General features: G+C 70.1%; 23 protein-coding genes. 14 read left to right on the top strand and 9 right to left on the bottom strand.

The window, feature by feature from the left end; all coding sequences use genetic code 11:
• Positions 1-21: 21 nt before the first annotated feature.
• Positions 22-2,244, top strand: a complete 2,223-nt coding sequence (locus tag AB0J76_RS00245) for a SpoIIE family protein phosphatase (RefSeq protein ID WP_352322276.1) — start codon at positions 22-24, stop codon at positions 2,242-2,244.
• The gene (locus AB0J76_RS00240) at positions 2,241-3,044 is read left to right on the top strand and encodes an alpha/beta fold hydrolase (protein ID WP_352322274.1); all 804 of its coding nucleotides are present in this window, start codon (positions 2,241-2,243) and stop codon (positions 3,042-3,044) included. The genes AB0J76_RS00245 and AB0J76_RS00240 overlap by 4 nt, the downstream gene beginning before the upstream one ends.
• On the opposite strand, the gene AB0J76_RS00235 is transcribed toward AB0J76_RS00240, so the two are convergent.
• A complete protein-coding gene (locus tag AB0J76_RS00235; RefSeq protein ID WP_352322273.1) occupies positions 3,041-3,403 on the bottom strand; it encodes a MarR family transcriptional regulator in 363 nt (120 codons plus the stop codon). The two genes, AB0J76_RS00240 and AB0J76_RS00235, sit on opposite strands and share 4 nt — an antisense overlap.
• Positions 3,404-3,423: 20 nt before the next feature.
• On the opposite strand from AB0J76_RS00235, the gene AB0J76_RS00230 reads away from it, so the two are divergent.
• The gene (locus tag AB0J76_RS00230) at positions 3,424-3,852 is read left to right on the top strand and encodes a MarR family winged helix-turn-helix transcriptional regulator (RefSeq protein ID WP_352322271.1); all 429 of its coding nucleotides are present in this window, start codon (positions 3,424-3,426) and stop codon (positions 3,850-3,852) included.
• A 12-nt stretch (positions 3,853-3,864) separates the two neighbouring features.
• Here AB0J76_RS00230 and AB0J76_RS00225 read toward each other — a convergent pair whose 3' ends face one another.
• Together AB0J76_RS00225 and AB0J76_RS00220 are read right to left on the bottom strand one after the other, a co-directional pair.
• Positions 3,865-4,026 (bottom strand): hypothetical protein, encoded by a 162-nt coding sequence (locus AB0J76_RS00225; protein ID WP_352322270.1) that lies wholly within the window; start codon positions 4,024-4,026, stop codon positions 3,865-3,867.
• Between the two features lie 43 nt (positions 4,027-4,069).
• On the bottom strand, positions 4,070-5,215 hold the full coding sequence (locus AB0J76_RS00220; protein ID WP_352322268.1) for an acyl-CoA dehydrogenase family protein: 1,146 nt from the start codon (positions 5,213-5,215) through the stop codon (positions 4,070-4,072).
• 223 nt (positions 5,216-5,438) lie between these two features.
• On the opposite strand from AB0J76_RS00220, the gene AB0J76_RS00215 reads away from it, so the two are divergent.
• The 6 genes from AB0J76_RS00215 to AB0J76_RS00190 all read left to right on the top strand — a co-directional run bounded on the left by AB0J76_RS00215 (position 5,439) and on the right by AB0J76_RS00190 (position 11,749).
• Positions 5,439-6,863 carry a hypothetical protein gene (locus AB0J76_RS00215; RefSeq protein WP_352322266.1) on the top strand — a complete coding sequence of 475 codons (1,425 nt, stop codon included), beginning with the start codon at positions 5,439-5,441 and terminating at the stop codon, positions 6,861-6,863.
• A complete protein-coding gene (locus tag AB0J76_RS00210) occupies positions 6,863-7,642 on the top strand; it encodes a class F sortase (protein WP_352322264.1) in 780 nt (259 codons plus the stop codon). The genes AB0J76_RS00215 and AB0J76_RS00210 overlap by 1 nt, the downstream gene beginning before the upstream one ends.
• 190 nt (positions 7,643-7,832) lie before the next feature.
• A complete protein-coding gene (locus AB0J76_RS00205; protein ID WP_352322262.1) occupies positions 7,833-9,110 on the top strand; it encodes a hypothetical protein in 1,278 nt (425 codons plus the stop codon).
• Between the two features lie 5 nt (positions 9,111-9,115).
• Entirely contained in the window at positions 9,116-9,856 is a 741-nt protein-coding gene (locus AB0J76_RS00200) for a class F sortase (protein ID WP_352322260.1), read from the top strand.
• A 15-nt stretch (positions 9,857-9,871) separates the two neighbouring features.
• Positions 9,872-10,531 carry a hypothetical protein gene (locus tag AB0J76_RS00195; protein ID WP_352322259.1) on the top strand — a complete coding sequence of 220 codons (660 nt, stop codon included), beginning with the start codon at positions 9,872-9,874 and terminating at the stop codon, positions 10,529-10,531.
• A 72-nt stretch (positions 10,532-10,603) separates the two neighbouring features.
• Complete coding sequence (locus tag AB0J76_RS00190) at positions 10,604-11,749, top strand: acetyl-CoA C-acetyltransferase (protein ID WP_364388276.1); 1,146 nt, start codon at positions 10,604-10,606, stop codon at positions 11,747-11,749.
• 85 nt (positions 11,750-11,834) lie between these two features.
• Here AB0J76_RS00190 and AB0J76_RS00185 read toward each other — a convergent pair whose 3' ends face one another.
• From AB0J76_RS00185 to AB0J76_RS00165, 5 genes are all read right to left on the bottom strand, one after another.
• A complete protein-coding gene (locus AB0J76_RS00185) occupies positions 11,835-11,966 on the bottom strand; it encodes a hypothetical protein (protein WP_352328612.1) in 132 nt (43 codons plus the stop codon).
• A 202-nt stretch (positions 11,967-12,168) separates the two neighbouring features.
• Positions 12,169-12,759 (bottom strand): TetR/AcrR family transcriptional regulator C-terminal domain-containing protein, encoded by a 591-nt coding sequence (locus AB0J76_RS00180; protein WP_352328610.1) that lies wholly within the window; start codon positions 12,757-12,759, stop codon positions 12,169-12,171.
• The gene (locus AB0J76_RS00175) at positions 12,756-13,187 is read right to left on the bottom strand and encodes a hypothetical protein (protein WP_352328608.1); all 432 of its coding nucleotides are present in this window, start codon (positions 13,185-13,187) and stop codon (positions 12,756-12,758) included. The genes AB0J76_RS00180 and AB0J76_RS00175 overlap by 4 nt, the downstream gene beginning before the upstream one ends.
• Positions 13,184-14,641, bottom strand: coding sequence for a serine hydrolase domain-containing protein (locus tag AB0J76_RS00170; RefSeq protein WP_352328606.1), 1,458 nt, complete (start codon positions 14,639-14,641; stop codon positions 13,184-13,186). Before AB0J76_RS00170 ends, AB0J76_RS00175 begins: the two co-directional genes overlap by 4 nt.
• A 70-nt stretch (positions 14,642-14,711) precedes the next feature.
• The gene (locus tag AB0J76_RS00165; protein WP_352328604.1) at positions 14,712-15,182 is read right to left on the bottom strand and encodes an Lrp/AsnC family transcriptional regulator; all 471 of its coding nucleotides are present in this window, start codon (positions 15,180-15,182) and stop codon (positions 14,712-14,714) included.
• An 80-nt stretch (positions 15,183-15,262) separates the two neighbouring features.
• Here AB0J76_RS00165 and AB0J76_RS00160 point away from each other — a divergent pair, with 80 nt between their 5' ends.
• The 5 genes from AB0J76_RS00160 (at position 15,263) to AB0J76_RS00140 (ending at position 21,693) form a co-directional block, all read left to right on the top strand.
• On the top strand, positions 15,263-16,510 hold the full coding sequence (locus AB0J76_RS00160) for an amino acid permease (RefSeq protein ID WP_352328602.1): 1,248 nt from the start codon (positions 15,263-15,265) through the stop codon (positions 16,508-16,510).
• Positions 16,503-18,374 carry an acyl-CoA dehydrogenase family protein gene (locus AB0J76_RS00155; RefSeq protein WP_352328600.1) on the top strand — a complete coding sequence of 624 codons (1,872 nt, stop codon included), beginning with the start codon at positions 16,503-16,505 and terminating at the stop codon, positions 18,372-18,374. The genes AB0J76_RS00160 and AB0J76_RS00155 overlap by 8 nt, the downstream gene beginning before the upstream one ends.
• Before the next feature lie 208 nt (positions 18,375-18,582).
• Positions 18,583-19,851 (top strand): extracellular solute-binding protein, encoded by a 1,269-nt coding sequence (locus AB0J76_RS00150; RefSeq protein ID WP_352328598.1) that lies wholly within the window; start codon positions 18,583-18,585, stop codon positions 19,849-19,851.
• 73 nt (positions 19,852-19,924) lie between these two features.
• The gene (locus AB0J76_RS00145; RefSeq protein WP_352330013.1) at positions 19,925-20,809 is read left to right on the top strand and encodes a sugar ABC transporter permease; all 885 of its coding nucleotides are present in this window, start codon (positions 19,925-19,927) and stop codon (positions 20,807-20,809) included.
• Positions 20,809-21,693, top strand: coding sequence for a carbohydrate ABC transporter permease (locus AB0J76_RS00140; RefSeq protein WP_352330014.1), 885 nt, complete (start codon positions 20,809-20,811; stop codon positions 21,691-21,693). The genes AB0J76_RS00145 and AB0J76_RS00140 overlap by 1 nt, the downstream gene beginning before the upstream one ends.
• Before the next feature lie 53 nt (positions 21,694-21,746).
• Here the strand turns inward: AB0J76_RS00140 and AB0J76_RS00135 are convergent, their stop codons facing one another.
• Complete coding sequence (locus AB0J76_RS00135) at positions 21,747-22,484, bottom strand: methyltransferase domain-containing protein (protein ID WP_352330011.1); 738 nt, start codon at positions 22,482-22,484, stop codon at positions 21,747-21,749.
• Between the last annotated feature and the right edge of the window lie 10 nt (positions 22,485-22,494).

The following is a 22,494-nucleotide window of genomic DNA, read 5'->3' as shown; positions in this document are numbered from 1 at the left end:
ACCCCAAGGAGTGGTCTCCGGATGAAGCGATGGGGGGATCTGTCACAAGAAACGGCTGATCACCTTGGTGCCGGGTCCGTTTTGGACCATGCCGAAATGGCAGTGGTCGTGACAGACCGCTTCAGCAATCTCCTCTACTGGAATCCCTTCGCCGAGCAGCTGTTCGGCCGTCCCGGCAACGCGCCGGCGCGTGACGCGTCCGTCCTGTCCCTCGGGATCATGGAGAAGGACCACCCGCTGGCGATCGAGCTGGCCAAGCACGTGCTCAAGGGCGGCGTGTGGGAGGGCACGTTCGACGTCAGGCGCGGCGACGGCACGATCGTCTACGTCCGCGCCCAGGCCGTGCCGCTGCGCCACCCGTCCGGGTCGGTCACCGGCATCGTCATCCTGGCCCGCGAGGCCCTGCGCAGCAACGAACGCGAGAAAGACCGTTTCGGGCTCCTGGAGCGCATCGGCGAGCGGCTGGCCGGCTCCCTCTACGTCGAGGAGACGCTCAAGCGCGTCGCCGAGATGCTCGTGCCGCAGTTCGCCGACCACTGCTTCATCGAGCTCATGGAGGGCGACCGGCTGGTCCGCCGGGTCTCGGAGCACGTCCAGGGCTGGACCCCGCCCGCGGGCACCTGGAAGCCGGTGGGCGCGGAGATCCGCTACCCCTCCGGCCACTACGCCGACACCGCGCTGCGCCGCCAGGAGACCATCCTCGTCGAGGACTTCTCCACCACCAGCTACCCGTCGCCGCACGAGGGCAGCGCGCGCCTGGCCGGCGAGATCGGCATGACCTCGGCCATCGTCGCCCCCCTGCTGGTGCGCGGCGAGACGCTGGGCCTGATGTACCTCGGCCTGTCCAACCTGACCGACCGGCGCAGCCCCCACTACGACGCCTTCGACCGCGACTTCGTGGGCGCCATCGCCACCCGCGTGGCCCTCGCGATCGACAACGCGCTGCTGTTCGAGGAGGAGCGCCACACCGCCGAGTCGTTCCAGAAGCACCTGCTGCCCAGGGCGCTGCCCCAGCTCGACGGCCTCGACATCGCGGTGCGCTACTACCCGGCGGCCCCGCTGGCCTCCCACGGCCAGGGCATCCAGACCCAGGTCGGCGGCGACTGGTACGACGTGATCCCGCTCTCGGCCGGCCGGGTCGGCATCGTGATCGGCGACGTCGAGGGCAGGGGCGCCAAGGCCGCGGCCATCATGGGCCAGCTCAGGGCGGCGCTGCGGGCCTTCGCACAAGACGACAAGTCGCCCGCCGACATCCTGGCCAGGCTCGACGAGTGGACCCGCATCATCGCCACCCCCGAGCAGGACGACAACGGCGCCGACGTCAGCATCCCGCCCATCGTCACCTGCCAGTACCTCGTCTACGACGCCTGGTCCCGGCAGCTGTCCTTCGCCAACGCCGGGCACGCGCCGCCGCTGCTGGTGGTCGACGGCCAGTGCCTGGAGATGGACATCGAGGAGGTCGGCCAGCCGCTCGGCGTCCGCGCCAAGGGCCTGCACGCCGACCTGGTCTACAAGGAGGAGACCCGCACCCTCCCGCCGGGCGCGGCGCTGCTGCTGTACACCGACGGCCTGGTCGACCGGCGTCCGGGCCGCGACGGCAGGATGCCGAGCGAGGAGGAGACGCTCGGCGTGCTGTGCGAGAAGCTCGCCAAGATGGCCGACGCCGACGTCGAGCGCATCGCCGACGCCGCCACCATCGCGGTGCCCGGCGAGATCGACGACGACATGGCGATCCTGGTCGTCCGCTCCAGCGACGTCGACCTCGACGTCGAGGAGCGCACCTTCCCGGCCCAGCCGATCATGGTCGGCGAGGCGCGCCGCATGGCTTCCGAGGCCTTCTCCGGCTGGAACGTGCCCGAGGAGCGCGCCGAGCTGGCCTGCCTGCTGGTCTCCGAGGTCGTCACCAACGTGGTGCTGCACGCCTCCACCGCCAACTCCCCGCGCCGGGAGCTGGTCGTCGAGGGGCCGCCGCTGCCGTTCGAGGAGTCCTGGGACATGCCGGGCTTCGAGGAGGAGCCGATCGGCGACAAGGAGTTCACGCTGCGGCTGCGCAGGGGCGAGGAGTCGGTCTGGGTCGAGGTGTTCGACCAGGACCTCCGCCTGCCCCGCATCCGCAGCGCCGGGGAGAACGACGAAGGCGGCCGCGGCCTCTACCTGGTCGACCAGCTGGCCAAGCGCTGGGGATCCCGTCCCACCAGGGAAGGCAAAGCGGTCTGGTTCGAGATTCCCACCCGGAGCAGGTGAGTGGTTCACTGGGCCGCATGGAGCTGGCCTTCGAACGCCGGGGCAGCGGCGAGCCGCTGATCCTCGTCCACGGCATCGGACACCACTGGCAGGCGTGGTTGCCGGTGATGGACCGGCTGGCCGCCGACCACACGGTGATCGCCGTCGACCTGCCCGGTTTCGGGGTGTCGCCGCGGCTGCCCACGGGGACCCCGTACACCGCTGAGTCGCTGGCGGACGCGGTCGAGTCGTTCTGCGCGCTGCTCGGCATCCGGGAGCCGCACGTGGTGGGCAACTCGCTCGGCGGCTACATCGCGCTCGAACTGGCCTCGCGCGGCGTCGTGCGCGCGGCGACCGCGTTGTCGCCGGCCGGCTTCTGGTCGCGCTCCGAACTGCTCTACTGCCAGACGACGCTGAAGGCCCTGCGGAGCTCGGCGCGCGCGATGTCGCCGGAGCAGGCGGCCAGGGCGGCCGGCAACCCGTTCATGCGGGCGGTGTCCAGCGGGGTGCTGGTGGCCCGGCCGAGCCGGCTCGACCCCGCCGGGCTGGTCGCGGCCACGCAGGCGCTGGCGGGGGCGGCGGGCTTCGACGAGACGCTGGAGTCGTTCGGCGGCCTGATGCCGCCCGCCCCGCCGAAGTCGCCCATCACGATCGCCTGGGGTGAGCGCGACCGGTTGCTGCCGCGCCGCCAGGCCGTACGCGCGGCGCGCTGGTCGGGGCAGCGGGTCAGGCTGCTCAAGGGCTGCGGGCACGTGCCGATGAGCGACGATCCGGAGCTGGTCGCCCGGGTCGTGCTGGCGGCCGACCGCGCGGCCTCCTAACGTTCGGCGTTGGCCGCCATGCGGCGCAGCAGGTCGACGGCGGTCCGGTACTCCTGCGCGCTCACACCCTGCGTGACCTGCTGCCGGAACCGGGTGACGCGCTCGGAGACGGCTGTGTGCACGGCCCGGCCCTCGTCGGTCAGCCGCCCGTCCGCCAGCCATCCCTTCGTCGTCAGGCTCTGTACGGCCTGCTCCACCCCCTCGAACGGCGCCAGCGCGGTGGCGCTCTCCCCTTGGGCGGTGGCGTGAAGAAGCTGCCACTCCCTGCGTGAGGCGCCGTACGCGGCCAGGGCCTGACCCATCGCGTTCTCCAGCAGGTTGTCGAGGTGCTTCACCCAATATCCGATAGGTCTGTCCATGCATGTACAATAGCAACTATATGTACGAAGACAAGGAAATTGCCGCGATCGAACGCGCGATGGTCGCGATCAGGCGCAGGCAGAGCAGGCGGGCGCTGGCCCGGCAGCACGGCGCGGCGGGCCCCGAATACGAGGTGCTCGACGTGATCGAGGGCGCCGGCGGACGGCTCACCGTGTCGGCGGTCGCCGAGGCGCTCAACGTCGACCAGCCGCGGGCGAGCCGGCTCGTGACGGCCGCCGTGACGGCGGGGCTGGTACGGCGGGAGGCCGACCAGGCCGACGGGCGGCGGGCGTGGCTCGTGCTGACGGACGCGGGCGCCGCCGCGCTCACGCAGGCCCGGCAGGCCCGGCAGGCGGCCTTCGCGTCGGCCACGGCCGACTGGTCGGCGGCCGAGCGGGCCGAGTTCGCCCGGCTGCTGACCAGGTTCGTGCAGGGGATGCCGGGGTGAGCTTCCCGGCGCTCAGCGCATCGTCTGGCCCCAGACGAGCAGCATGGCGATGATGAACACGATCATCACGCCCGCGTAGCCGACCGGGCCGAGCCGGAACGCCCTGCGCACGCGGTTGAGCCCCCAGGCGAACAGTAATGCCAGGAAAACGAGGAGGATCAGGCCGCCGTCCATGCTGACAGTATGCGGCGCGGCCCGGCCGGGCGCGCGCCCGCCGTCAGAATCCGAAGGACCGGCCGATGATCTCCTTCATGATCTCGGTGGTGCCGCCGTAGATGGTCTGGACGCGGCTGTCCAGCCACGCCTTGGCGACCGGGTACTCCATCATGTAGCCGTAGCCGCCGTGGAGCTGGAGGCAGCGGTCGATGACCTTGTTCTGCAGCTCGGTCGTCCACCACTTGGCCTTGGCGGCGTCCACGACGGTGAGCTGCCGGGCGTTGAGCGCCAGGATGCACTTGTCCACGTAGTGGCGGGCGATCTCCGTCTCGGTGGCCAGCTCGGCCAGAACGAAGCGGGTGTTCTGGAACGAACCGATGTTGCGGCCGAACGCCTGGCGGGTCTTGCAGTACTCGATCGTCTGCTCCAGCACCGTCTCGGCCGCGGCCACCGCCGCCACGGCGATCGACAGGCGTTCCTGGGGCAGGTTGTTCATCAGGTGGAAGAAGCCCTCGCCCTCGTTCGGGCCGAGGCGGTTGGCGACGGGCACGCGCACGTTCTCGAAGAACAGCTCGGCGGTGTCCTGGGCCTTCATGCCGACCTTGTCCAGGTTCCGGCCGCGGTTGAAGCCCTCCATGCCGCGCTCGACCACGATCAGCGTCGTGCCCCTGGCCCCCGCCTCGGGGTCGGTCTTGGCGACCACGACCACGAGGTCGGCGTTGACGCCGTTCGTGATGAACGTCTTCTGGCCGTTGACCACGTAGTGGTCGCCCTCGCGGACGGCGGTGGTCCTGATGCCCTGCAGGTCGCTGCCGGCGCCCGGCTCGGTCATCGCGATCGCGGTGATGAGCTCGCCGGAGGCGAATCCGGGCAGCCAGCGCTGCTTCTGCTCGTCGTCGGTGAGCTCGACGACGTACGGGGCCATGACGTCGTTGTGCAGCGAGAAGCCCAGGCCGGAGGCGCCGGTCCTGATGATCTCCTCGACGATCACCGCGTTGTAGCGGAAGTCGGTGATGCCGGATCCGCCGTACTCCTCGGGGACGCCGAAGCCGAACATGCCGATCTCGCCGGCCTTCTTCCAGACCTCGCGGGGCACGATGCCGTCCTTCTCCCACTGGGCGTGGTGCGGCACGACCTCGCGGGCCATGAACTCGCGCACGGTTTCCCTGAAGAGCAGGTGCTCCTCGTCGAAGAGGTCTCGCTGCATCGATTCGCCTCCAAGCAGGTGTCGTGCACGACAGAATACGATTCTGTTACCCGGAGGTATACCCGCTTTCGCGGTGGGTGAGGCGACGGGGGACACGGCAGGGGACACGGCAGGGGACACGGCTTCATCACAAGTGCTGGAACTTGGGGGAAACCGCCTGCGTTGCGGGTGTTTTCGACTCTAAGATCTACCCTCGGTCTATTTGTGATGATCGGAGTGTCCCGTGAGTCGGTGGCGCAAGTCGTTGCTCGCCGCGTCGATCGCATCGGTGGCGGCCGTCGGGGTCGTCGCGTTGCCCGGCGTCCCGGCCTCGGCCGCACCGGCCGACCTGGACGTGCAGTACGAATGCGTTCCCTCCGGGGCCGACAGCATCGTGCGGCACGCACCGGTACGTCTGAACACCCATCTCACCTTCGCCACCGACCTGGTGGTCGGCGACCCGCTCAACTTCACCTGGAAGCTCGACTACGCCGACCACGGACGGCTCCAGTCGCCCGGCTACTTCGCCCCGGGCGCCAACGTGCACGCCACCGGCAACGTCGAGCTGACCAGCAGCTGGCAGGGCATCCTGCAGCCGAAGGGCTCGGTCGAGCAGAAGGGCAAGCTTCGCCCCGACGGCGAACTGTCGCTGCCCGAGTCCCTGAACGACCCCGGACTGATCGACAAGGTCGGGACCATCAAGGTCACGCCGAAGGACATCGAGCTCGACTTCACCCCGCCGGACGGCACGGTCGTCGCCAACGACGGCAACGAGAGCGACAACCCGACCGACATGAAGGTCAACTACGGCCCCGGCTGGAGCTCGATCGACGACCGTCCGGGCTCCGAGAACCACGTGCACAACGACCTGCACGAGACCAACGACCTCGGCGCCTGGGCCGAGCTGAGCTTCACGGGCACCGGCGTGGAGTACATCGGGCCGCACGACAAGGACGCCGGCCCGGTGGACATCTACATCGACGGCAGCAAGGTGGCCACGGAGGACCCCTCGCGCTCCGACGACGACCTGCCCGTCAACGACGACCTCGACGGCGGCTTCACGATCTGGAAGTCGCCGGAGCTGAAGTACGGCAAGCACACCATCCGGATCGTGAACGCCTCCAGCAAGCCTGCCTGGCTCGACGCATTCAAGGTGTCCACCAACACCGCCAAGATCCCGACGGGCTACCACGGCGCGAAGTGCAAGCTCGTCGGCGGGCCGGTCTCGGTGACGGTGACCGTACGGGACAAGTCGGGACCGACGAACAGCCAGACCCCCACCACCCCCGACCCGTCGAAGACCCCCACCACGAGCCCCACGCCGACGCGGACCCCGACCGGCACGTCCACCGCCACCAGCACCCCCACGCGTCACCACTCCCAGCCCACGCCGAGCAACGGGCTCGGGCACGTGGTCGTGGTGCCGGCGGTCACGGGGACGAGCACGAGCACGGCCACGCCCACCGCGACCGGCCCGACGGCGACCGCGTACGTCAGGGCGCAGGTGGCCAAGATCCCCAAGGGCGGGGTGGACACCGGTGAGGCGCCCGACGAGCCGGACCGGCCGTACGGGCTGATGGCCAGTGGGGCGATGTTGCTCATGGGCAGCGCGGGCGGCGGGCTCGTCCTGCGCCGCCGCCGGGCCGCGCACGCGGGAGGAACGAAGTGATGGCCGAGCAGAAGACTCCGATGCAGCGGGCGATGCCCGGGCTGCTGATCGCCGGTTCGCTGGCCGGCGTCGGCGCGATCATGGTGGGCCTGCTCTCCGTGGCGCCCAAGGTGGACGACGGCTCCGGCACGCTGGCCGCCGCCGACCGGCCGACCGCCGTGCAGATCGAGAACGCGGGCGCGTTCGTGCTGCCCGCGACCGTCGGACCGGGCGGCAAGGGCGCGACGCTGACCCCGGCCCGACCGGACGCGCCGCCGCCGCTGGCCGCGGCTCCGACCGTGCCGCCGATCCCCAAGGCCAGGACGAAGGCCGCCAAGGCCAAGGCGAAGCCCAGCCGGATCAAGATTCCCAAGATCAAGGTGAACGCCCCCATCGGCGGCGTCACCGTGGACATCAAGGGCAACCTGGGCACTCCGCCGCTGACCCGGCCGAACCAGACCGGCTGGTACCGCTTCTCGCCGGTGCCGGGCGAGCTCGGGCCCGCGATCATCAACGGCCACGTCAGCACCCGCAAGGGCCCCGCCGTCTTCGATCGCCTGCGCGAACTGGCCAAGGGCGACCAGATCTACGTGTACCGGTCGGACGGGAAGGTCACCCGGTTCACGGTGAGCGGGATCGAGCAGGTCAGCAAGTCGGCGTTCCCGACGTCCCGGGTGTACGGGAACACCAAGGACTCGCAGCTCCGGCTGATCACGTGTGGCGGCGTCTTCAACAAGGAGGCGCACAGCTACACGGACAACATCGTGGTGTACGCGACGTTGTCGAAGAAGAAGGGCTGATGGGGTTTTTGGGTCGGATTTTGAGTTTTACGGGAAGTTGACAGGGACAGTTCGTAGGATCTCAACCGAACCGTGACCATCGGCTGGAATTCTGGCACGACTGTTGACACTGCGCTGAAACGGAGATGGACCCGTGCTTACGTCCCAGGCGTGGCGCCGCCTCGCCCACAAGACCTCCGCCTTGGGATTGATGGGCACAGTCACCGTCCTCGCCGGTTCGGTGGTCGGTCTGTCCTCGCCGGCCCAGGCCGCGGTGGCTGAACCCCTGAAGATCACCTATAACTGCACGGGTGGCGCTCTCCAGACCGGTCCCGTGATCGTGACGATCACGCCTCCGGCGTCGGTTGAACCGGCCAAGTCGACGACGATCGACTGGACGTTCCCGGCGATCCCGGTGGCGAAGGCCCTGACCGCCAACGAGACCGTCACCACCGGCGGCGGCGACCTCACGGTGACCGGCGGGACGCCCACCGCGCTCAAGGGCACCGGCACGGGCACGACCACGGCGGTCGCGATGGGCGGGTCGTACACGCCGCCGAAGATGTCGGCGTCGGTCAGCGTGACCGCGACGACGGGCGGAAACCTCGTTCTCACGCCGGTCGCCACGGCGACGGGGACGACGCCGCTGCTGAGCATCAAGATCGGCCAGGACACGACGACCTGCACCTATGGGTCGACCGCTCCCGCCAGCATCTCGATCCCGGTCCAGACCGGCGGCGGTGGCACCGGGACCGAGGTGGTCAAGTACAAGTGTGACCTGGTGGACACGACGATCAACGATCCGGCCTATCCGGCCGACGTGGACATCAAGATCACCCCCGGCACCCTGCCCACCAACGCCAAGGCGAACGAGGAAGTCAGCATCTCGTGGACCAGCACCATCGATACCAGCAGCCTTGACACGCTGAAGGCCCCCACCGGCTTCCCCACGAGCGGCGGCAAGTACTTCCTCAACGTGAAGGCGTCCGGTGCGGGGGTCACCCAGCCGGCGGCGGCCGAGGGCGCGCTGACCAACGTCGTCGTCGGGCAGGACATCACCACGCTGCCCAGCGTCACCCTCAAGGTGAAGCCCACCACGACCGGCACGGTGACGCTCACCCCCGGCGACCTGGTCCTCGGCACCTCGGCCACGGCGACCACCGGCAGCGCGATCAAGTGCGTGGCTCCCGCGACGGGCGTCAAGAACCACACCTTCCAGGTGGTCGCGGGCTCGGGAACGACCCCCACGCCGACGCCTACGCCGACCCCGACGCCGACCCCCACCCCCAAGCCGACCAAGACCAGTACCGCCACCGTGACCGTCACCCCGCCCGACAAGTCCAAGACGCCCAAGGCGGGGGCCGACACCGGGGCCGGGGGTATGGCGGGGCCCGACGGGCGGCTGTTCGTTCTCACCGGCACCGTTCTGATCGCGGCCGCGGCGGCCGGTGGGCTGGTGCTGCGCCGGCGTACCGCGGGCAGGGGCTGACCGGCGTGGCCGGGCAGTATCCGTACGGCGGCCCGCCACCGCGGGACCGGGGGAGCACCGCGCTCAGGACCGTGCTGATCGGCGCGGCCATCGCCGGGGTCGTCACGGTCGTGGCGGGCATGCTGATCGTGCTGCAGTCGCCCGAGGAGTACGGCATGGACAGGGACGCCCTGCCCGTGGCCGTGCAGTCGCAGGCGTCCGGGCAGCCGCAGCAGGCGTTGTTCCAGGCGCCGCCGGACCAGCCGCCGCCGCTGCCGGAGATCAAGCCGGCGCCGCCGATGCTGCCCTCGACGCCGATCCGGATCGTGATCAAGCGGCTCGGCGTCAACGCGCCGATCAAGTCGGTGGGGCTGGCCAAGGACGGGACGATCGAGGTGCCGCCGTCGGACAATCCCAACCTGGTCGGGTGGTACCGGAACATGTCCACGCCGGGTCAGGAGGGCCCGGCGGTGCTGCTCGGGCACAAGGACACCCGGACGCGCAGCGCCGTGTTCAGCCGCCTCGGCGAGCTCAAACACGGCGACATCATCGAGGTCAAGCGCCAGGACAGGACGACCGCCGTGTTCACGGTCGGCGGCGTGGAGCAGGCGAGCAAGAAGACGTTCCCGACCGAGCGCGTCTACGGGAGCCGGGAGAACGCCCAGCTCCACCTCATCACCTGCGGTGGCGCCTACGATCGCACCATCGGTCACTACAACGACAACATCATCGTCTACGCGACGATGACGAGCTCCTATCGAAGCTGATTGGCGGAGGCGGGCATGGGCTGGCTGGCGAAGCGGAAACTGCGTACTGGCCCGACGGCGGCCCTGCCCGCCAGACCGGACCCCGCCGAGTTGTTGCGGATCGTCCGGCTGGCCGATCCCGGCGCGCGGCGCGAGGGCGACGACATCGTGGGGGCCGACGTGCGGGTGTGCGCGCCGGTCGAGGCGGACGCCGAGCTGACCGGCGGGGTGCTGGAGAAGGCGTGGGCCTGCCGGGTCACCGCCGAGGGGCCGCTGCCGTTCGACTTCTTCGACCGCTACCTGGCCGAGGGGCTGGCCTTCCGGCTCAAGGGGCTCGCGGTGTGCCGGGGCGAGGTGAGCGATCCGGCCGACGGCGAGGAGGGCGGTCCCGCCGTCATCCTGCCCGTCCGCCCGTCCGCCGACGACCTGGCGCCGCTGCTGGAGCAGGGGGAGGACGAGTTCACGTACACGTCGGGCGACATCCGGGCCGCGCTGGTGCCGCAGAAGGGGCAGCCGCCGGCGGTGGGGGAGCTGCTGCCGTTCGCCACCGAGCTGACCGCGATCGAGCTGCGCGGCGAGGAGCCCGTCAAGCTCGGAAGTCTGGCGCTGGAGCTGGCAGAATCGCTGAACGGCCTGGTGGTGGACCGGTGGCGGTTCAGGATCGACGCCGCGGAGGACCTTCTGCCCCCGGAGTGACGAGCCACAGAACGTCGTTCTGTTGTAGTCTCTCCTCAATAACCGAATAATGCTCGGTTTCCAGGAGGCACTGTGGCAGAGGCGTACATCGTCGGAGCGGTCCGTACCCCGGTCGGCAAGAAGAAGGGCGGGCTTTCCACCGTCCATCCCACCGACCTGGCCGCCCACACGCTGAAGGCGCTCATCGACCGCACCGGCGTCGATCCGGCGGCGGTCGAGGACGTCATCATGGGCTGCGTCATGCAGTTCGGCCCCCAGAGCATGGACATCGCGCGGAACGCCTGGTTGTCGGCGGGGCTGCCCGAGACGACGGCCGGCGTCACGATCGACCGGCAGTGCGGGTCGTCCCAGCAGTCGATCCACTTCGCCGCCCAGGGCGTCCTGTCGGGCACCCAGGACCTGGTGGTGGCCGCGGGCGTGGAGTCGATGAGCATCGTCCCGATGGGCGCGTCGATCACCGCCGCGCTGGAGAAGGGCATGCCGTTCCCGTTCGGCGACAAGTGGGTCGAGCGGTACGGCAAGCAGGAGATCTCGCAGTTCCGCGGCGCCGAGCTGATGTGCGAGAAGTGGGGCCTCCAGCGTGACGTGCTGGAGCAGTTCGCCTACGAGTCCCACCAGCGGGCCGCCAAGGCCGTCGCGAACGGCTACTTCAAGGACCAGATCGCCCCGATCAACGGCGTCGAGGACGACGAGGGCCCGCGGCCCGACACGACGCTGGAGAAGATGGCCGGGCTCAAGACCCTCAAGGAGGGCGGCCGGATCACCGCGGCCACCTCCTCGCAGATCTCCGACGGCTCCGGCGCCGTGCTGATCGCCTCCGAGCAGGCCGTGCGCGAGCACAACCTGACCCCGCGGGCCCGCATCCACCAGCTCGCGCTCATGGGCGACGACCCGGTCTACATGCTGACCGCGCCGATCCCGGCCACGCAGCGGGCGCTGCGCAAGGCGGGCATGTCGATCGACGAGATCGACGTCGTGGAGATCAACGAGGCGTTCGCCCCGGTGCCGCTGGCCTGGATCAAGGAGCTGGACGCCGACCCGGCCAAGGTCAACCCCAACGGCGGCGCCATCGCGCTCGGCCACCCGCTGGGCGGCACGGGAGCGATCCTGATGACCAAGCTGCTGCACGAGCTGGAGCGCACGGGCGGCCGCTACGGCCTGCAGACGATGTGCGAGGGCGGCGGCCAGGCCAACGTCACCATCATCGAGCGGCTCTAGCGGAACCGGAGCGGAAAAGGGTGAGCGCCGCCTCCCGGGCGTACGAGGGGAGGCGGCGCTCGTTAACTACCATCCCGGTAGTTGTCTAGCGGCCCTTGGGCGGGATGATCCGCCGGGGCGGCACGACCGGGCGCTGCGGCGTCTTGGGCAGTTGCCGGGGCGGCACGGGCGTGACGGTCTTCTTCTTGGCTGAGTGAATGGCTGAGCGAACTCGCATGCGAAGCTCCTTTACGCGAACTCAGGACGCGGCTCGGTGAGGGCCGGGCGTCGACGAGCACAGCGTGGCCGCGTCTGTCGGACGATGGACTGAGGTGGCTGCTGTCACAGGTAAAGGCGCATGACCGACAAGCTATGGCCTGTCCGCAACGCCGGGCAACCGAATTAACGCGGCGCCGCGAGCCGCTGCACGAGCAACCTGATCAACGCGTCGCCGCGAGCTGCTGCTCGAAGCCCGACACCATGGCCCGCAGGCCGGCGTCGAACCACTGGTCGTAGAAGCGCAGCGCGGCCGGGCCGTGGGTCTCGGCCGTCGAGCCGACCTGGGCCAGGGCGTGGCCGAGCACGTAGACGGCCACCGACTGCACCGCGTTGACGGTGTCGCCCGGGGGCACCCCCGCCGCCTCGAAGCGGGCCAGCAGGCCGGAGATCAGCTCGGTGCCGAGCCGTACGTCCACCGGGTGGGTGGCCAGCAGCGGGACGGCGCGCGGGTGGGCGAGCAGGAAGCGGCGGTAGGCCACGGCGAACCCGGTCAGCGCCCGCGGCCAGTCGGGGACCGGCGTGTAACCGGCCATGGCCTCGGCGAACAGCTGGTCGACGACCAAAGACACGAGCGCGTCCCGGTTGGGCACGTGGCGGTAGAGCGACATGGCGGCCACGCCGAGGTCGGCGCCCAGGCGGCGCATGGTCAGCGCGTCGGGGCCCTCGGCGTCGAGGATGCCGACGGCCGCGGCCACGATGCGCTCGACGGTGAGCACGGCCGGTCGCCCCGCCCGCCTGGGTGCCTGGGTCATGCGGTCAGCGTAACGACGATCGTGGCCGCCAGCATGAGCAGGGACAGCAGCCCCACCACCATGTGCTGGACGTCGATGACCACGGCGTGGCCCGCGGTCGGCAGGATCTTCCAGGTGCGGCTGTACTCGCGCTGGTAGAGCTCGCGCTGCTCGGCCGTGGCGAATCCGAAGTAGGGCAGCCACCAGCTCCGTACGTGCCCGGCCATGACCAGCACGCACAGGACGGTCGCGGCGGTGAGCGACCACGTGCGGTGCAGCGCGACGCCGGCCGCGATGAGCAGCGGGAACGGGTAGTTGATCGCGGCGGCCAGGGCCCGGCCCCTGACGTTCGCGCCGTTGAGGTCGTTGAGCGGGAACATGGGCACCCAGTCGGTGACGACGAGCCAGGCGAGCCATACGAGCGGGACGGCGACGGCGACCGCGGTCATCGGGATCTCCTCGAATTTGCGTACCTTGTAAGCTTACACAGTACACAAACCCGGACGGCGGCCGTCAAGAGCCCGGCGAGAGCCGCGGCGAGCAGGGTGAGCGACAACGACGCCGGGAAGTAGGTGAGCTGCTCCCACGTCACGTACCGCCCGTTGAGCAGCACGGAGACCCAATCCGGGTAGAACGCGAACACCAGGACGGGCAGCAGCACCGGCGCCAGCCGCAGTGCGATCCGCCACCACGGCCGCCCCGACCGCCGGGACGCCCACCGCCGCGCCCGCAGCACGCCCATGACCCCGAGCCCGGCCGCCACGACGGCGAGCAGCCCCAGCACCAGGTCGTAGAGCTGCCGGTCGCCGCCCAGGGCCGCCGGCGCGCGGCCCTCGCTCATCGCGGCCAGGCCGCGCATGATGTCGTAGGTGGGGTCGTAGAGCGAGGCGCCGTTGGTCATGACGGCGAAGCCGTAGCCGGTCTTCGGCGAGACGGCCTCGACGGCGTTGTAGGTGAACAGGTTGCCCGAGTGCACGAGCAGGCCGGACTCCTCCTCCAGGCTCCAGCCCATGCCGTAGCCGTGCGGGCCGGGCTTGTGCATGGTCTCCATGCTCTGCTTCTTGACCAGCGGGCGGCCGGCGCCGTTCTGGGCGGTCAGCCACTTGCCCATGTCCGCGGCCGTCGTGATGACCGCGCCCGAGCCGCTGCCGTCGAGGAACCCGGACGCCTCCGGCCGGGGCAGCCACATCCCGTAGACCGAGACGAAACCGTCCGCCGGCCGGACGGCCTGGGCGCTCACGGCGCTGCTCGTCATGCCGAGCGGGCCGAAGACGCGGTCCTTCATGTAGGCGTCGAAGGGGCGGCCGCTCGCGGTCTCGACCAGGCGGGCGGCCAGGTCGTAGTTGACGTTGCAGTAGGCGTACCGGCTGCCCGGGTCGGCGGCCAGGCGGCCCTTGGCCAGGCGGGCGGTGTAGTCGGCCAGCGAGCTCGCGGACTCCAGGTCGCCGATGTCCAGCGAGCTGTCGGACAGCCCGGAGGTCTGGTTCAGCAACTGGCGCACGGTGATCTCGGCGAAGCGCGGGTCGGCCATCCGGAAACCGGGCAACTGCCCGGCCACCGGCTCGTCCAGCGCGATCTTCCCCTGCTCCACCAGGGTCATCACGGCCATCGCGGTGAACGACTTGCTCACCGAGGCCACCCGCATCGGCGTGGCCGCGGTGACCGGACGCCCTTCGGAGTCGTTGCCGTACCCGGCGGCGTGCACGACCTTGTCGCCGCGGGTCACCACGACCGACAGGCCCGGCACGCCGGTGGCCTCCAGCGCCTCGCGCAGGTAGGCGTCCACGGCGGCGGGGGTCGGCTCGACGGGGGCCGAGGCCCGGGCAGAGGCCAGGGCCGGGGCCGCAGCGGGGGTGAGGGACAGGGCCGCGGCCAGCCCGGCGAGGGCGATCTTCAAGCTCATGCAGGCAAACATACGGAGAACGCCCCCGCCGCCGGATCTGCCGACCGTCCAGAAGCACCCCTGACGAAAGTCAGGTCTCCGTGGGCGACGGCAGCCGCTCCGGCACCGCGTCGTGCACCTGCTGGAAGATCACCGAGGTGCGGAAGCCGACGATCTCCTTGCGCTTGCTCAGCCGGTCGAGCAGGAAGGAGTGGAGGTGGTCGAGGTCCTGGACCGCGACGTGCAGCAGGAAGTCGTCGCCGCCGGCCAGCACGAACACGCTCAGCACCTCGGGCATTCCGGCGGCCGACTGCTTGAAGGCGTTGATCACGGCCCGGCTCAGCGGGCGCACCTGGACCGAGACCATCGCCTGCGTGCTCCGGTTGAGCGCGGCGGGGTCGATGTCGGCGTGGTAGCCGCGGATCACGCCGCGCCGGGTGAGCGCCCTGACCCGTTCCAGGCAGGTCGAGGGGGCGATGCCGAGCCGGCGGGCCAGCTCCCGGTTGGACTGCCGCGCATCCGTTTGGAGCAGGCGGATGATCGCCGAATCAAGTTCGTCCATGACGCGATTCTGCACCCATCTCCGATCGTTCGTTCGGTGGAGCGGTGGCAGGGCCGAACGATCGGGCTACTTTCGCGGGCATGACTGAACACGGCCGGATGGGTGCGGGGCAGGGCGCGGCGTTGCTGGTGGGCGCGGTGCTGGGGCCGGGGATGCTGGTGCTGCCGCAGCTCGCCGCCGCGGCGGCGGGGCCGGCCTCCGTGCTGGCCTGGGCAGGGCTGCTCGCGCTGAGCGTGCCGGTGGCGCTGACGTTCGCGGCGCTCGGCGTCCGGCATCCCGGCGGGGGCGGGGTGGCGAGCTTCGCGGGGCTGGCCTTCGGGCCGCGGGCCGCCGCCGTGGTGGGCTGGTGGTTCTACGGGGCCGTGCCGGTCGGGACCGTCGCGGGCGCGCTGGTGGGCGGCCGGTACGTCGAGGCGTCCCTGGGCGTGGACGGCGCCCTGGCCGGCGTGCTGATCCTGGCCGCGGCGTTCGCCGCCAACGCCGCCGGGCTGCGTACCTCGGGGCGGTTGCAGCTCGTCTCCGTGGCGCTGCTCGTCGCGCTGCTGGCCGTCGCCGTGGTCACCGCCGCCCCACGGGCCGACCTCGACCACTTCACCCCCTTCGCCCCGTACGGGCTCGCCGGGGTGGCCGGCGCGGCCGGGGTGCTCATGTTCGCCTTCGTGGGCTGGGAGGCGGCCAGCCACCTGTCGGCCGAGTTCGCCCCCGGCCAGCGCGGGCTGACGAGGGCCACGATAATCACCCTCGTCGTGGTCGGCGTCTTGTACCTGGGCGTCAGCGTCACCTCGGTCGGCGTGCTCGGCGCGGACATGCCGGGCGTGCCGCTGAACGCGCTGCTGGAGACCGGCCTCGGGGGAGTGGCGCGGCCGGTGACCGGGGTGCTGGCGGTGCTGCTGACGTTCGGGGCGGTCAACACGTACCTGGCGGGGGCGGCGCGGCTGGGGGTGGCGCTGGCCAGGGACGGGGCCATGCCCGCCTGGCTCGCCGGCGGACGGGGGCCGTACCGGAGCCTCGGGGCGCTGGCCGTGCTGACGGTGCCGGTCGTGGTGTGGGCGGTGGACCTGGACCTGCTGATGCGGGCCACCTCGGCGTGCCTGGCGGCCGTCACGGCGGCGGGCGTGGCGGCGGCGGTGCGGGTGCTGCCCGCCGGCCGGCCGCGGGTCACCGCCCTCGTGGCGACCGGCATGTCGATGGTCGCGCTGGCCTGCTGCGGAGCCTTCCTGGCGGTGCCCGCCGTGCTGGCCGTCGTCGCACTGGGCGTGCTTAAAGCCGCCAGGCGGGCAGTACTCCCAGCACATGACGGCGCACCGTCGGGAGGGTGCCATGAGTGAGCAGACGACGTACGCGGAGAGCAGGCAGGTCGGCGAGCAGGCCAGGGAGCGCGAATGGCGGCTCCCCAGCTTCGCCAAGCAGCTGTTCCTCGGCGATCTCCGGCTGGACCTGGTGCATCCGGCGCCCGGGCTGCCGGCCGAGGCCGCCGAGCGGGGTGAGGAGTTCGTCCGGGCGGTGCGGCGCTTCCTGGAGGCCCACGTCGACCCGGCCCTCATCGAGCGCACCGCGCAGGTGCCCGACGAGGTGGTCAAGGGCCTGGCCGCCCTCGGGGCGTTCGGCATCACGATCGGCACCGAGTACGGCGGCCTGGGCCTGCCCTACCTGTACTACTGCCGCACCCTCACGCTGGTCGGCTCCTACTGCCCCGCCCTGGCCACGCTGCTGTCGGCGCACCAGTCGATCGGCGTGCCGCAGCCGCTCAAGCAGTTCGGCACCGAGGAGCAGAAGCGGGAGTTCCTGCCCCGGTGCGCGGCCGGCGAGATCTCGGCCTTCCTGCTCACCGAGCCGGACGTGGGCTCCGACCCCGCCCGGCTGTCCACGACCGCCGTGCGCGACGGCGACGACTACGTGCTGAACGGCGTCAAGCTCTGGACGACGAACGGCGTCGTCGCCGACCTGCTGGTGGTCATGGCCAGGACCGGCGAGAAGATCAGCGCGTTCGTGGTCGAGGGGAACAGCCCGGGCATCACGGTCAGGCGCCGCAACAGCTTCATGGGCCTGCGCGGCATCGAGAACGGCGTCACCGAGTTCTCCCAGGTCAGAGTGCCCGCCAAGAACCTGATCGGGAAGGAGGGCCAAGGGCTGCGGATCGCGCTCACCACCCTCAACACCGGCCGCCTGTCCCTCCCGGCGACCTGCGCGGGCAGCGTCAAGTGGGCCGTGAAGATCGCCCGCGAGTGGGGCAACGCCCGCGAGCAGTGGGGACGCAAGGTGGGCCGGCACGAGGCCGTGGCGACCAAGATCGCCTTCATCGCGGCGACCGCGTACGCGCTGGAGGCCGTCAGCGAGCTCACCGCCCGCCTGGCCGACGACCGGCGCAACGACATCAGGATCGAGGCCGCCCTCGCCAAGCTGTACGCCACCGAGCTGTCGTACCGGGCGCTGGACGAACTCGTCCAGATCAGGGGCGGCCGCGGCTACGAGACCGCCGAGTCGCTGGCCGCCCGCGGCGAGCGCGGCGTGCCCGCCGAGCAGATGCTGCGCGACGCCCGCATCAACCGCATCTTCGAGGGCTCCTCCGAGATCATGCACCTGATGATCACCCGCGAGGCCGTGGACGCGCACCTGACCGCGGCCGGCGAGCTGATCAACCCCGAGGCGTCCCCCCAGGAACGCGCCCGCGCGCTGGGCCGGGCGAGCCGCTTCTACGCCGGGTGGCTGCCCACCCTGGTGGCCGGCGCGGGCAGCCTGCCCACGGGCTACACCGCCTTCGGCCCGCTGGCCCAGCATCTGCGGTTCGTGGAGCGGACCAGCAGGAAGCTGGCCCGGTCCACCTTCTACGGCATGTCCCGGTGGCAGGGGAGGCTGGAGCACAAGCAGTCCTTCCTCGGGCGGATCGTCGACATCGGGGCCGAGCTGTTCGCCATGACGGCCGTCTGCGTGAAGGCCGAGGAGGACGCCGACGACCTCGGGCGCAGGCCGTACGAGCTGGCCGACACCTTCTGCCACCAGGCCCGGCGCCGCGTCCGCACGCTGTTCGACGAGCTCTGGGACAACAGCGACGAGCAGGACGTGCGCCTGGCCCGGTACGTGCTCGACGGCCGCTACGAGTTCCTGGAGGAGGGCATCCTCGACCCGTCCATCGAGGGCCCGTGGATCGGCACCCCGGACGGCGGCGAGAACGTGCGGAGAAAGATCCTGTGACGCCCGGTCTAGACCGGTTGTGAGCTTTTTCTGCCCTGAGTGTTTTCAAACCGATACCAGCCGGTATAGACCGGCTGCTGAACACGGGCTTACTCTGGCGCAAACGCGTTGAGCTGTGGCTCTCGCACCCCTCATCCCTTTGGACGGGGTCAGGTGGCTGGTACGGACCAGCGACCCGTCCGACGAGAAGGCGGTATCACCAGTGAACATGAAGCTTGTGGGCGGCGCCGCTCTCGGCCTTGCCACGATGCTGGTCCTGTCCAGCTGCGGCTCCGACGGCGGTTCGGGTGGCGGTGGGAACAACACCCAGGCCTCGGGCGGCGGCCAGGTCACCCTCAAGATGGTCGCCGCCGACTACGGCGACGGCCCCGGCAAGCCGAACTCGGGCGAGACGTTCTGGAAGGGCGTCGTGGACCAGTTCCAGGCGGCCAACCCCAACATCAAGGTCGACGTCCAGGTCATCAACTGGAACGACATCGACAAGCAGGTCGCCACCATGGTCCAGAACGGCCAGGTGCCCGACATCCTGCAGACCGGCGACTACTCCGGCTTCGTCAAGGACGGCCTGCTCTACAAGGTCGACGAGGTCCTGTCCCCGAACGTCTCCGGCGACATGCTGCAGAAGTTCGCCGACTTCGGCAAGGTGGACGGCACCGGCTACGGCATCCCGTTCGTCTCCTCCGCCCGCGCGCTGTTCTACAACAAGGACCTGTTCACCAAGGCCGGCATCGCCGAGCCGCCCAAGACCTGGGACGAGCTCAAGGCCGCCGCGGAGAAGCTGAAGAAGGCCGGCGTGAGCCAGCCGTTCGGCCTCCCGCTGGGCCAGGAGGAGGCCCAGGGCGAGTCGTTCCTGTGGATGCTGGGCAACGGCGGCGGCTACAAGGACGCCTCCGGCAAGTGGGCCATCAACTCCCCGCAGAACATCGAGACCTTCACCTACATGAAGGGCCTGGTCGACGCCGGCCTCACCACCCCGAACCCGGGCACCAAGGACCGCAAGACGGTCTGGGAGGACTTCGGCGCGGGCAAGGTCGGCATGGTCAACGGCGGACCCATGTCCATCCCGATCTTCGACGCGGCCGGCCTGAAGAACTACGGCGTCACGGCGATCCCCGGCAAGTCCGGCCCGCTCGACACCACCCTCGGCGTCATGGACTGGATCATGGCGTTCAACAAGAACGGCCACGCCGCCGAGATCAAGAAGTTCTTCGACTTCTTCTACACCGGCGACGCGGCGCAGAAGATCTCCGACACCTACAAGCTGCTGCCCGTCACCAACGGCGGCATCAAGAAGCTGTCGGGTGACGAGAAGCTCAAGCCGTTCCTCGACGCGCTGCCCAACGCCAGCTTCTACCCGTTCCAGGACCCGAAGTGGGCCGAGGTGAACCCGGCGATCAAGCAGACCATCGGCGGCGCCGTCAAGGACGACCCGGCCAAGGTCCTCGGCGAGCTGCAGAAGACCGCCGAAGCCAGCTGATCCAGCGGGGGTCTGTGGAGCCGGCGCGCGGGTCGCGTCCCCGCGCCGGCTCCACCGTCATGGAAGGTTCCTCATGAGAAGGTTGCGCGCCCTCGAACCCCTGGCCTGGATCGGGCCGGCCGTGGTGCTGATCGCGCTGGTCGTGCTCTGGCCCGTGATCGAGATGATCCGGTCGTCGTTTCTCAAGATCAGCCGGTTCGGAGTGGTCCAGGGAAACAACTTCCCGGACAACTACACGAAGCTGTTCGGCGAGAAGGACTTCGCCGACATCATGATCCGCAGCGTGATCTGGGTGGTCGCGGTCGTCGCGCTCACCGTGCTGATCTCGCTCGCCCTCGCCCAGCTGTTCAACCAGCGCTTCCCCGGCCGCAAGATCGCCCGCTGGGCGCTCATCGCGCCCTGGGCGGCCTCGGTGCTGATGACGGCGATCATCTTCAAGTGGATGCTCGACCCCGAGGTCGGCGTGATCAACCAGATCAGGGTCAAGCTCGGGTTCATCGACGCGATGGGCGGCGCCTCCGCCGACCAGCTCGGCGACGCCTCCAGCGCGATGCCGTGGCTGGTGTTCGTGGCGGTCTTCGTCTCGGTGCCGTTCACGACGTACGCGCTGCTGGCCGGGCTCGCGACCATCCCCGCCGACGTCTACGAGGCGGCCAAGATGGACGGCGCCACCAAGTTCCGGACGTACTGGTCGATCACGCTGCCGCTGCTGCGCCCCGCGCTCACCGTCGCCGCGCTGATCAACGTGATGAACGTCTTCAACAGCTTCCCGATCATCTGGGCGATGACCCACGGGCAGCCGGGCTACTCGACGGCCACCTCGACCATCCTCATGTTCATCCTCAAGGGCTCGAACATCGGTGAGTCGGCCGCGATGTCCGTCGTGAACTTCGGCATGGTCATCGTGCTGACCGCGCTCTTCCTGAAGGTGTCGCGCTGGAACAAGGAGGTGGCGTGATGGCCGTGCAGACCATGCCCAAGGCCGGTGCCCGCCACCAGTCCGGACACCGCGGACGGGCGCAGCGCCGCATGCCCAGGCTCAAGACCGTGATCGTGGCGGCCGCGGCCTACATCGTCGCGTTCGTCTTCCTGTTCCCGTACCTCGTCATGCTGCTGACCTCGCTGCGGTCGCAGGAGTCGCTGCGCGAGGTGACGTTCTGGCCCGACGAGTGGGTGTGGTCGAACCTCGCCAACTTCTGGACCAGCGGCCTGGCCGGGAACCTGTGGGTGACGCTCAAGGTCGCCGGCGGCTCGACGATCCTGGTGCTGCTCGTGGCCCTGCCGGCCGCCTACTACTCGGCCCGGCACAAGTTCCGGGGGCGCACCGCGTTCCTGATCCTGGTGCTGATCACCCAGATGTTCCAGCCCACGGCCATGCTCGTCGGCATCTACCGCGAGTTCTACCAGTTCGGCCTGGTGGACTCGATCTGGTCGCTGATCCTGGTCAACGGCGGGTTCAACCTGGCGTTCGCGGTGTGGATCCTGAACGCCTACTTCGCCTCGATCCCGCGTGAGCTGGAGGAGGCCGCCTTCATCGACGGCAACGGCCGCTTCGGCGCGCTGTTCCGGATCACGCTGCCGCTGGCCATGCCGGGCGTGATCACCGCGCTGATCTTCACGTTCATCGCGGCGTGGAACGAGTTCGTGGTCGCCCTGACCCTGACCACGACCCCGGCCAACCAGCCGCTCACGGTCGCGCTGAACTCGTTCATCGGCCAGTACCAGGTGGACTGGCAGAACCTCTTCGCGGGCTCGGTGATCGCCACCATCCCGGTGATCATCCTGTTCGCGCTGATCGAGCGGAAGGTCGTCGGCGGACTGACCGCCGGCTCGATCAAGTAGAAAACGTCCGGCCGCCACCAACCCACCGGGTGGCGGCCGGGCCCTTCTGCGGGCTACTTCTGCGGGACGCGGGCCACGCAGAACACCGTCTGGCCGAACGGCGGGGTGATGAACCGCTCGATCAGCCGCGTGGCCGGGACCACCGTGCGGTCGTAGATCTTGACCAGGCGCGGGTCGGGGTAGCCCACGCCGCCCCGCCGGACCGCCGCCCACCAGGCGATGCCGCCCAGGAAGTTGATCGGCTTGAGCACGTCGATGTCGAGCCCCGCCCTGGCCACCGTGGCGCGCAGGGTCTTGGGCGTGTAGCGCTGGACGTGCCCGACCTTGCGGTCGAAGTCTCCATAAAGCTGCATGTAGCCGGGCACCCAGATGATGATCCGGCCGCCGGGCAGCGTGACGCGGGCCAGCGAGCGCAGCGCCTCGGCGTCGTCCTCGATGTGCTCCAGCACGTTCATCATGACGACGGTGTCGACCTTGTCCTTCAGCGGGATCTCGGTCGGCAGGCCGAACTGCAGGACGTCGATGTCGTCGCGGCCCTCGAAGCGCTTCTCCAGCTGCTCGACGCAGTAGGGGTCGAAGTCGCTGACGACCAGGCGGTCGAGCCGCGGCAGGAACTGCTCGGCGAAGTGGCCCAGCCCGGAGCCGATCTCCAGCATCGAACGGCCGACGTGCGGGGCGACCATGTCGAACTCGTACTGCCGATAGTTCTTGGCCTCGTCCCCACCCAGGTGGTTCTCCAGGGCCTCGTCACCGGCCGCCGGTTGCACTACACGGTCATACCCAGAAGACATAGTCCCGTTC

It is taken from the genome of Nonomuraea sp. NPDC049624, from assembly GCF_040675255.1.
Taxonomy (GTDB): Bacteria; Actinomycetota; Actinomycetes; order Streptosporangiales; family Streptosporangiaceae; genus Nonomuraea.
Note: the sequence above shows the minus strand (reverse complement) of the source record. Positions and strands in the feature narration are given on the sequence as shown.

What these genes read in the sequence shown, in the direction of transcription:
- AB0J76_RS00135 (WP_352330011.1), bottom strand. Translation starts at nt 22,484, where the DNA reads ATGTCTTCTGGGTATGACCGTGTAGTGCAACCGGCGGCCGGTGACGAG.
- AB0J76_RS00140 (WP_352330014.1), top strand. Translation starts at nt 20,809, where the DNA reads ATGGCCGTGCAGACCATGCCCAAGGCCGGTGCCCGCCACCAGTCCGGA.
- AB0J76_RS00185 (WP_352328612.1), bottom strand. Translation starts at nt 11,966, where the DNA reads ATGCGAGTTCGCTCAGCCATTCACTCAGCCAAGAAGAAGACCGTCACG.
- AB0J76_RS00160 (WP_352328602.1), top strand. Translation starts at nt 15,263, where the DNA reads ATGACTGAACACGGCCGGATGGGTGCGGGGCAGGGCGCGGCGTTGCTG.
- AB0J76_RS00205 (WP_352322262.1), top strand. Translation starts at nt 7,833, where the DNA reads ATGGGCACAGTCACCGTCCTCGCCGGTTCGGTGGTCGGTCTGTCCTCG.
- AB0J76_RS00155 (WP_352328600.1), top strand. Translation starts at nt 16,503, where the DNA reads ATGAGTGAGCAGACGACGTACGCGGAGAGCAGGCAGGTCGGCGAGCAG.
- AB0J76_RS00245 (WP_352322276.1), top strand. Translation starts at nt 22, where the DNA reads ATGAAGCGATGGGGGGATCTGTCACAAGAAACGGCTGATCACCTTGGT.
- AB0J76_RS00195 (WP_352322259.1), top strand. Translation starts at nt 9,872, where the DNA reads ATGGGCTGGCTGGCGAAGCGGAAACTGCGTACTGGCCCGACGGCGGCC.
- AB0J76_RS00145 (WP_352330013.1), top strand. Translation starts at nt 19,925, where the DNA reads ATGAGAAGGTTGCGCGCCCTCGAACCCCTGGCCTGGATCGGGCCGGCC.
- AB0J76_RS00225 (WP_352322270.1), bottom strand. Translation starts at nt 4,026, where the DNA reads ATGGACGGCGGCCTGATCCTCCTCGTTTTCCTGGCATTACTGTTCGCC.
- AB0J76_RS00220 (WP_352322268.1), bottom strand. Translation starts at nt 5,215, where the DNA reads ATGCAGCGAGACCTCTTCGACGAGGAGCACCTGCTCTTCAGGGAAACC.
- AB0J76_RS00210 (WP_352322264.1), top strand. Translation starts at nt 6,863, where the DNA reads ATGGCCGAGCAGAAGACTCCGATGCAGCGGGCGATGCCCGGGCTGCTG.
- AB0J76_RS00180 (WP_352328610.1), bottom strand. Translation starts at nt 12,759, where the DNA reads ATGACCCAGGCACCCAGGCGGGCGGGGCGACCGGCCGTGCTCACCGTC.
- AB0J76_RS00170 (WP_352328606.1), bottom strand. Translation starts at nt 14,641, where the DNA reads ATGAGCTTGAAGATCGCCCTCGCCGGGCTGGCCGCGGCCCTGTCCCTC.
- AB0J76_RS00150 (WP_352328598.1), top strand. Translation starts at nt 18,583, where the DNA reads ATGAAGCTTGTGGGCGGCGCCGCTCTCGGCCTTGCCACGATGCTGGTC.
- AB0J76_RS00165 (WP_352328604.1), bottom strand. Translation starts at nt 15,182, where the DNA reads ATGGACGAACTTGATTCGGCGATCATCCGCCTGCTCCAAACGGATGCG.
- AB0J76_RS00230 (WP_352322271.1), top strand. Translation starts at nt 3,424, where the DNA reads ATGTACGAAGACAAGGAAATTGCCGCGATCGAACGCGCGATGGTCGCG.
- AB0J76_RS00235 (WP_352322273.1), bottom strand. Translation starts at nt 3,403, where the DNA reads ATGGACAGACCTATCGGATATTGGGTGAAGCACCTCGACAACCTGCTG.
- AB0J76_RS00175 (WP_352328608.1), bottom strand. Translation starts at nt 13,187, where the DNA reads ATGACCGCGGTCGCCGTCGCCGTCCCGCTCGTATGGCTCGCCTGGCTC.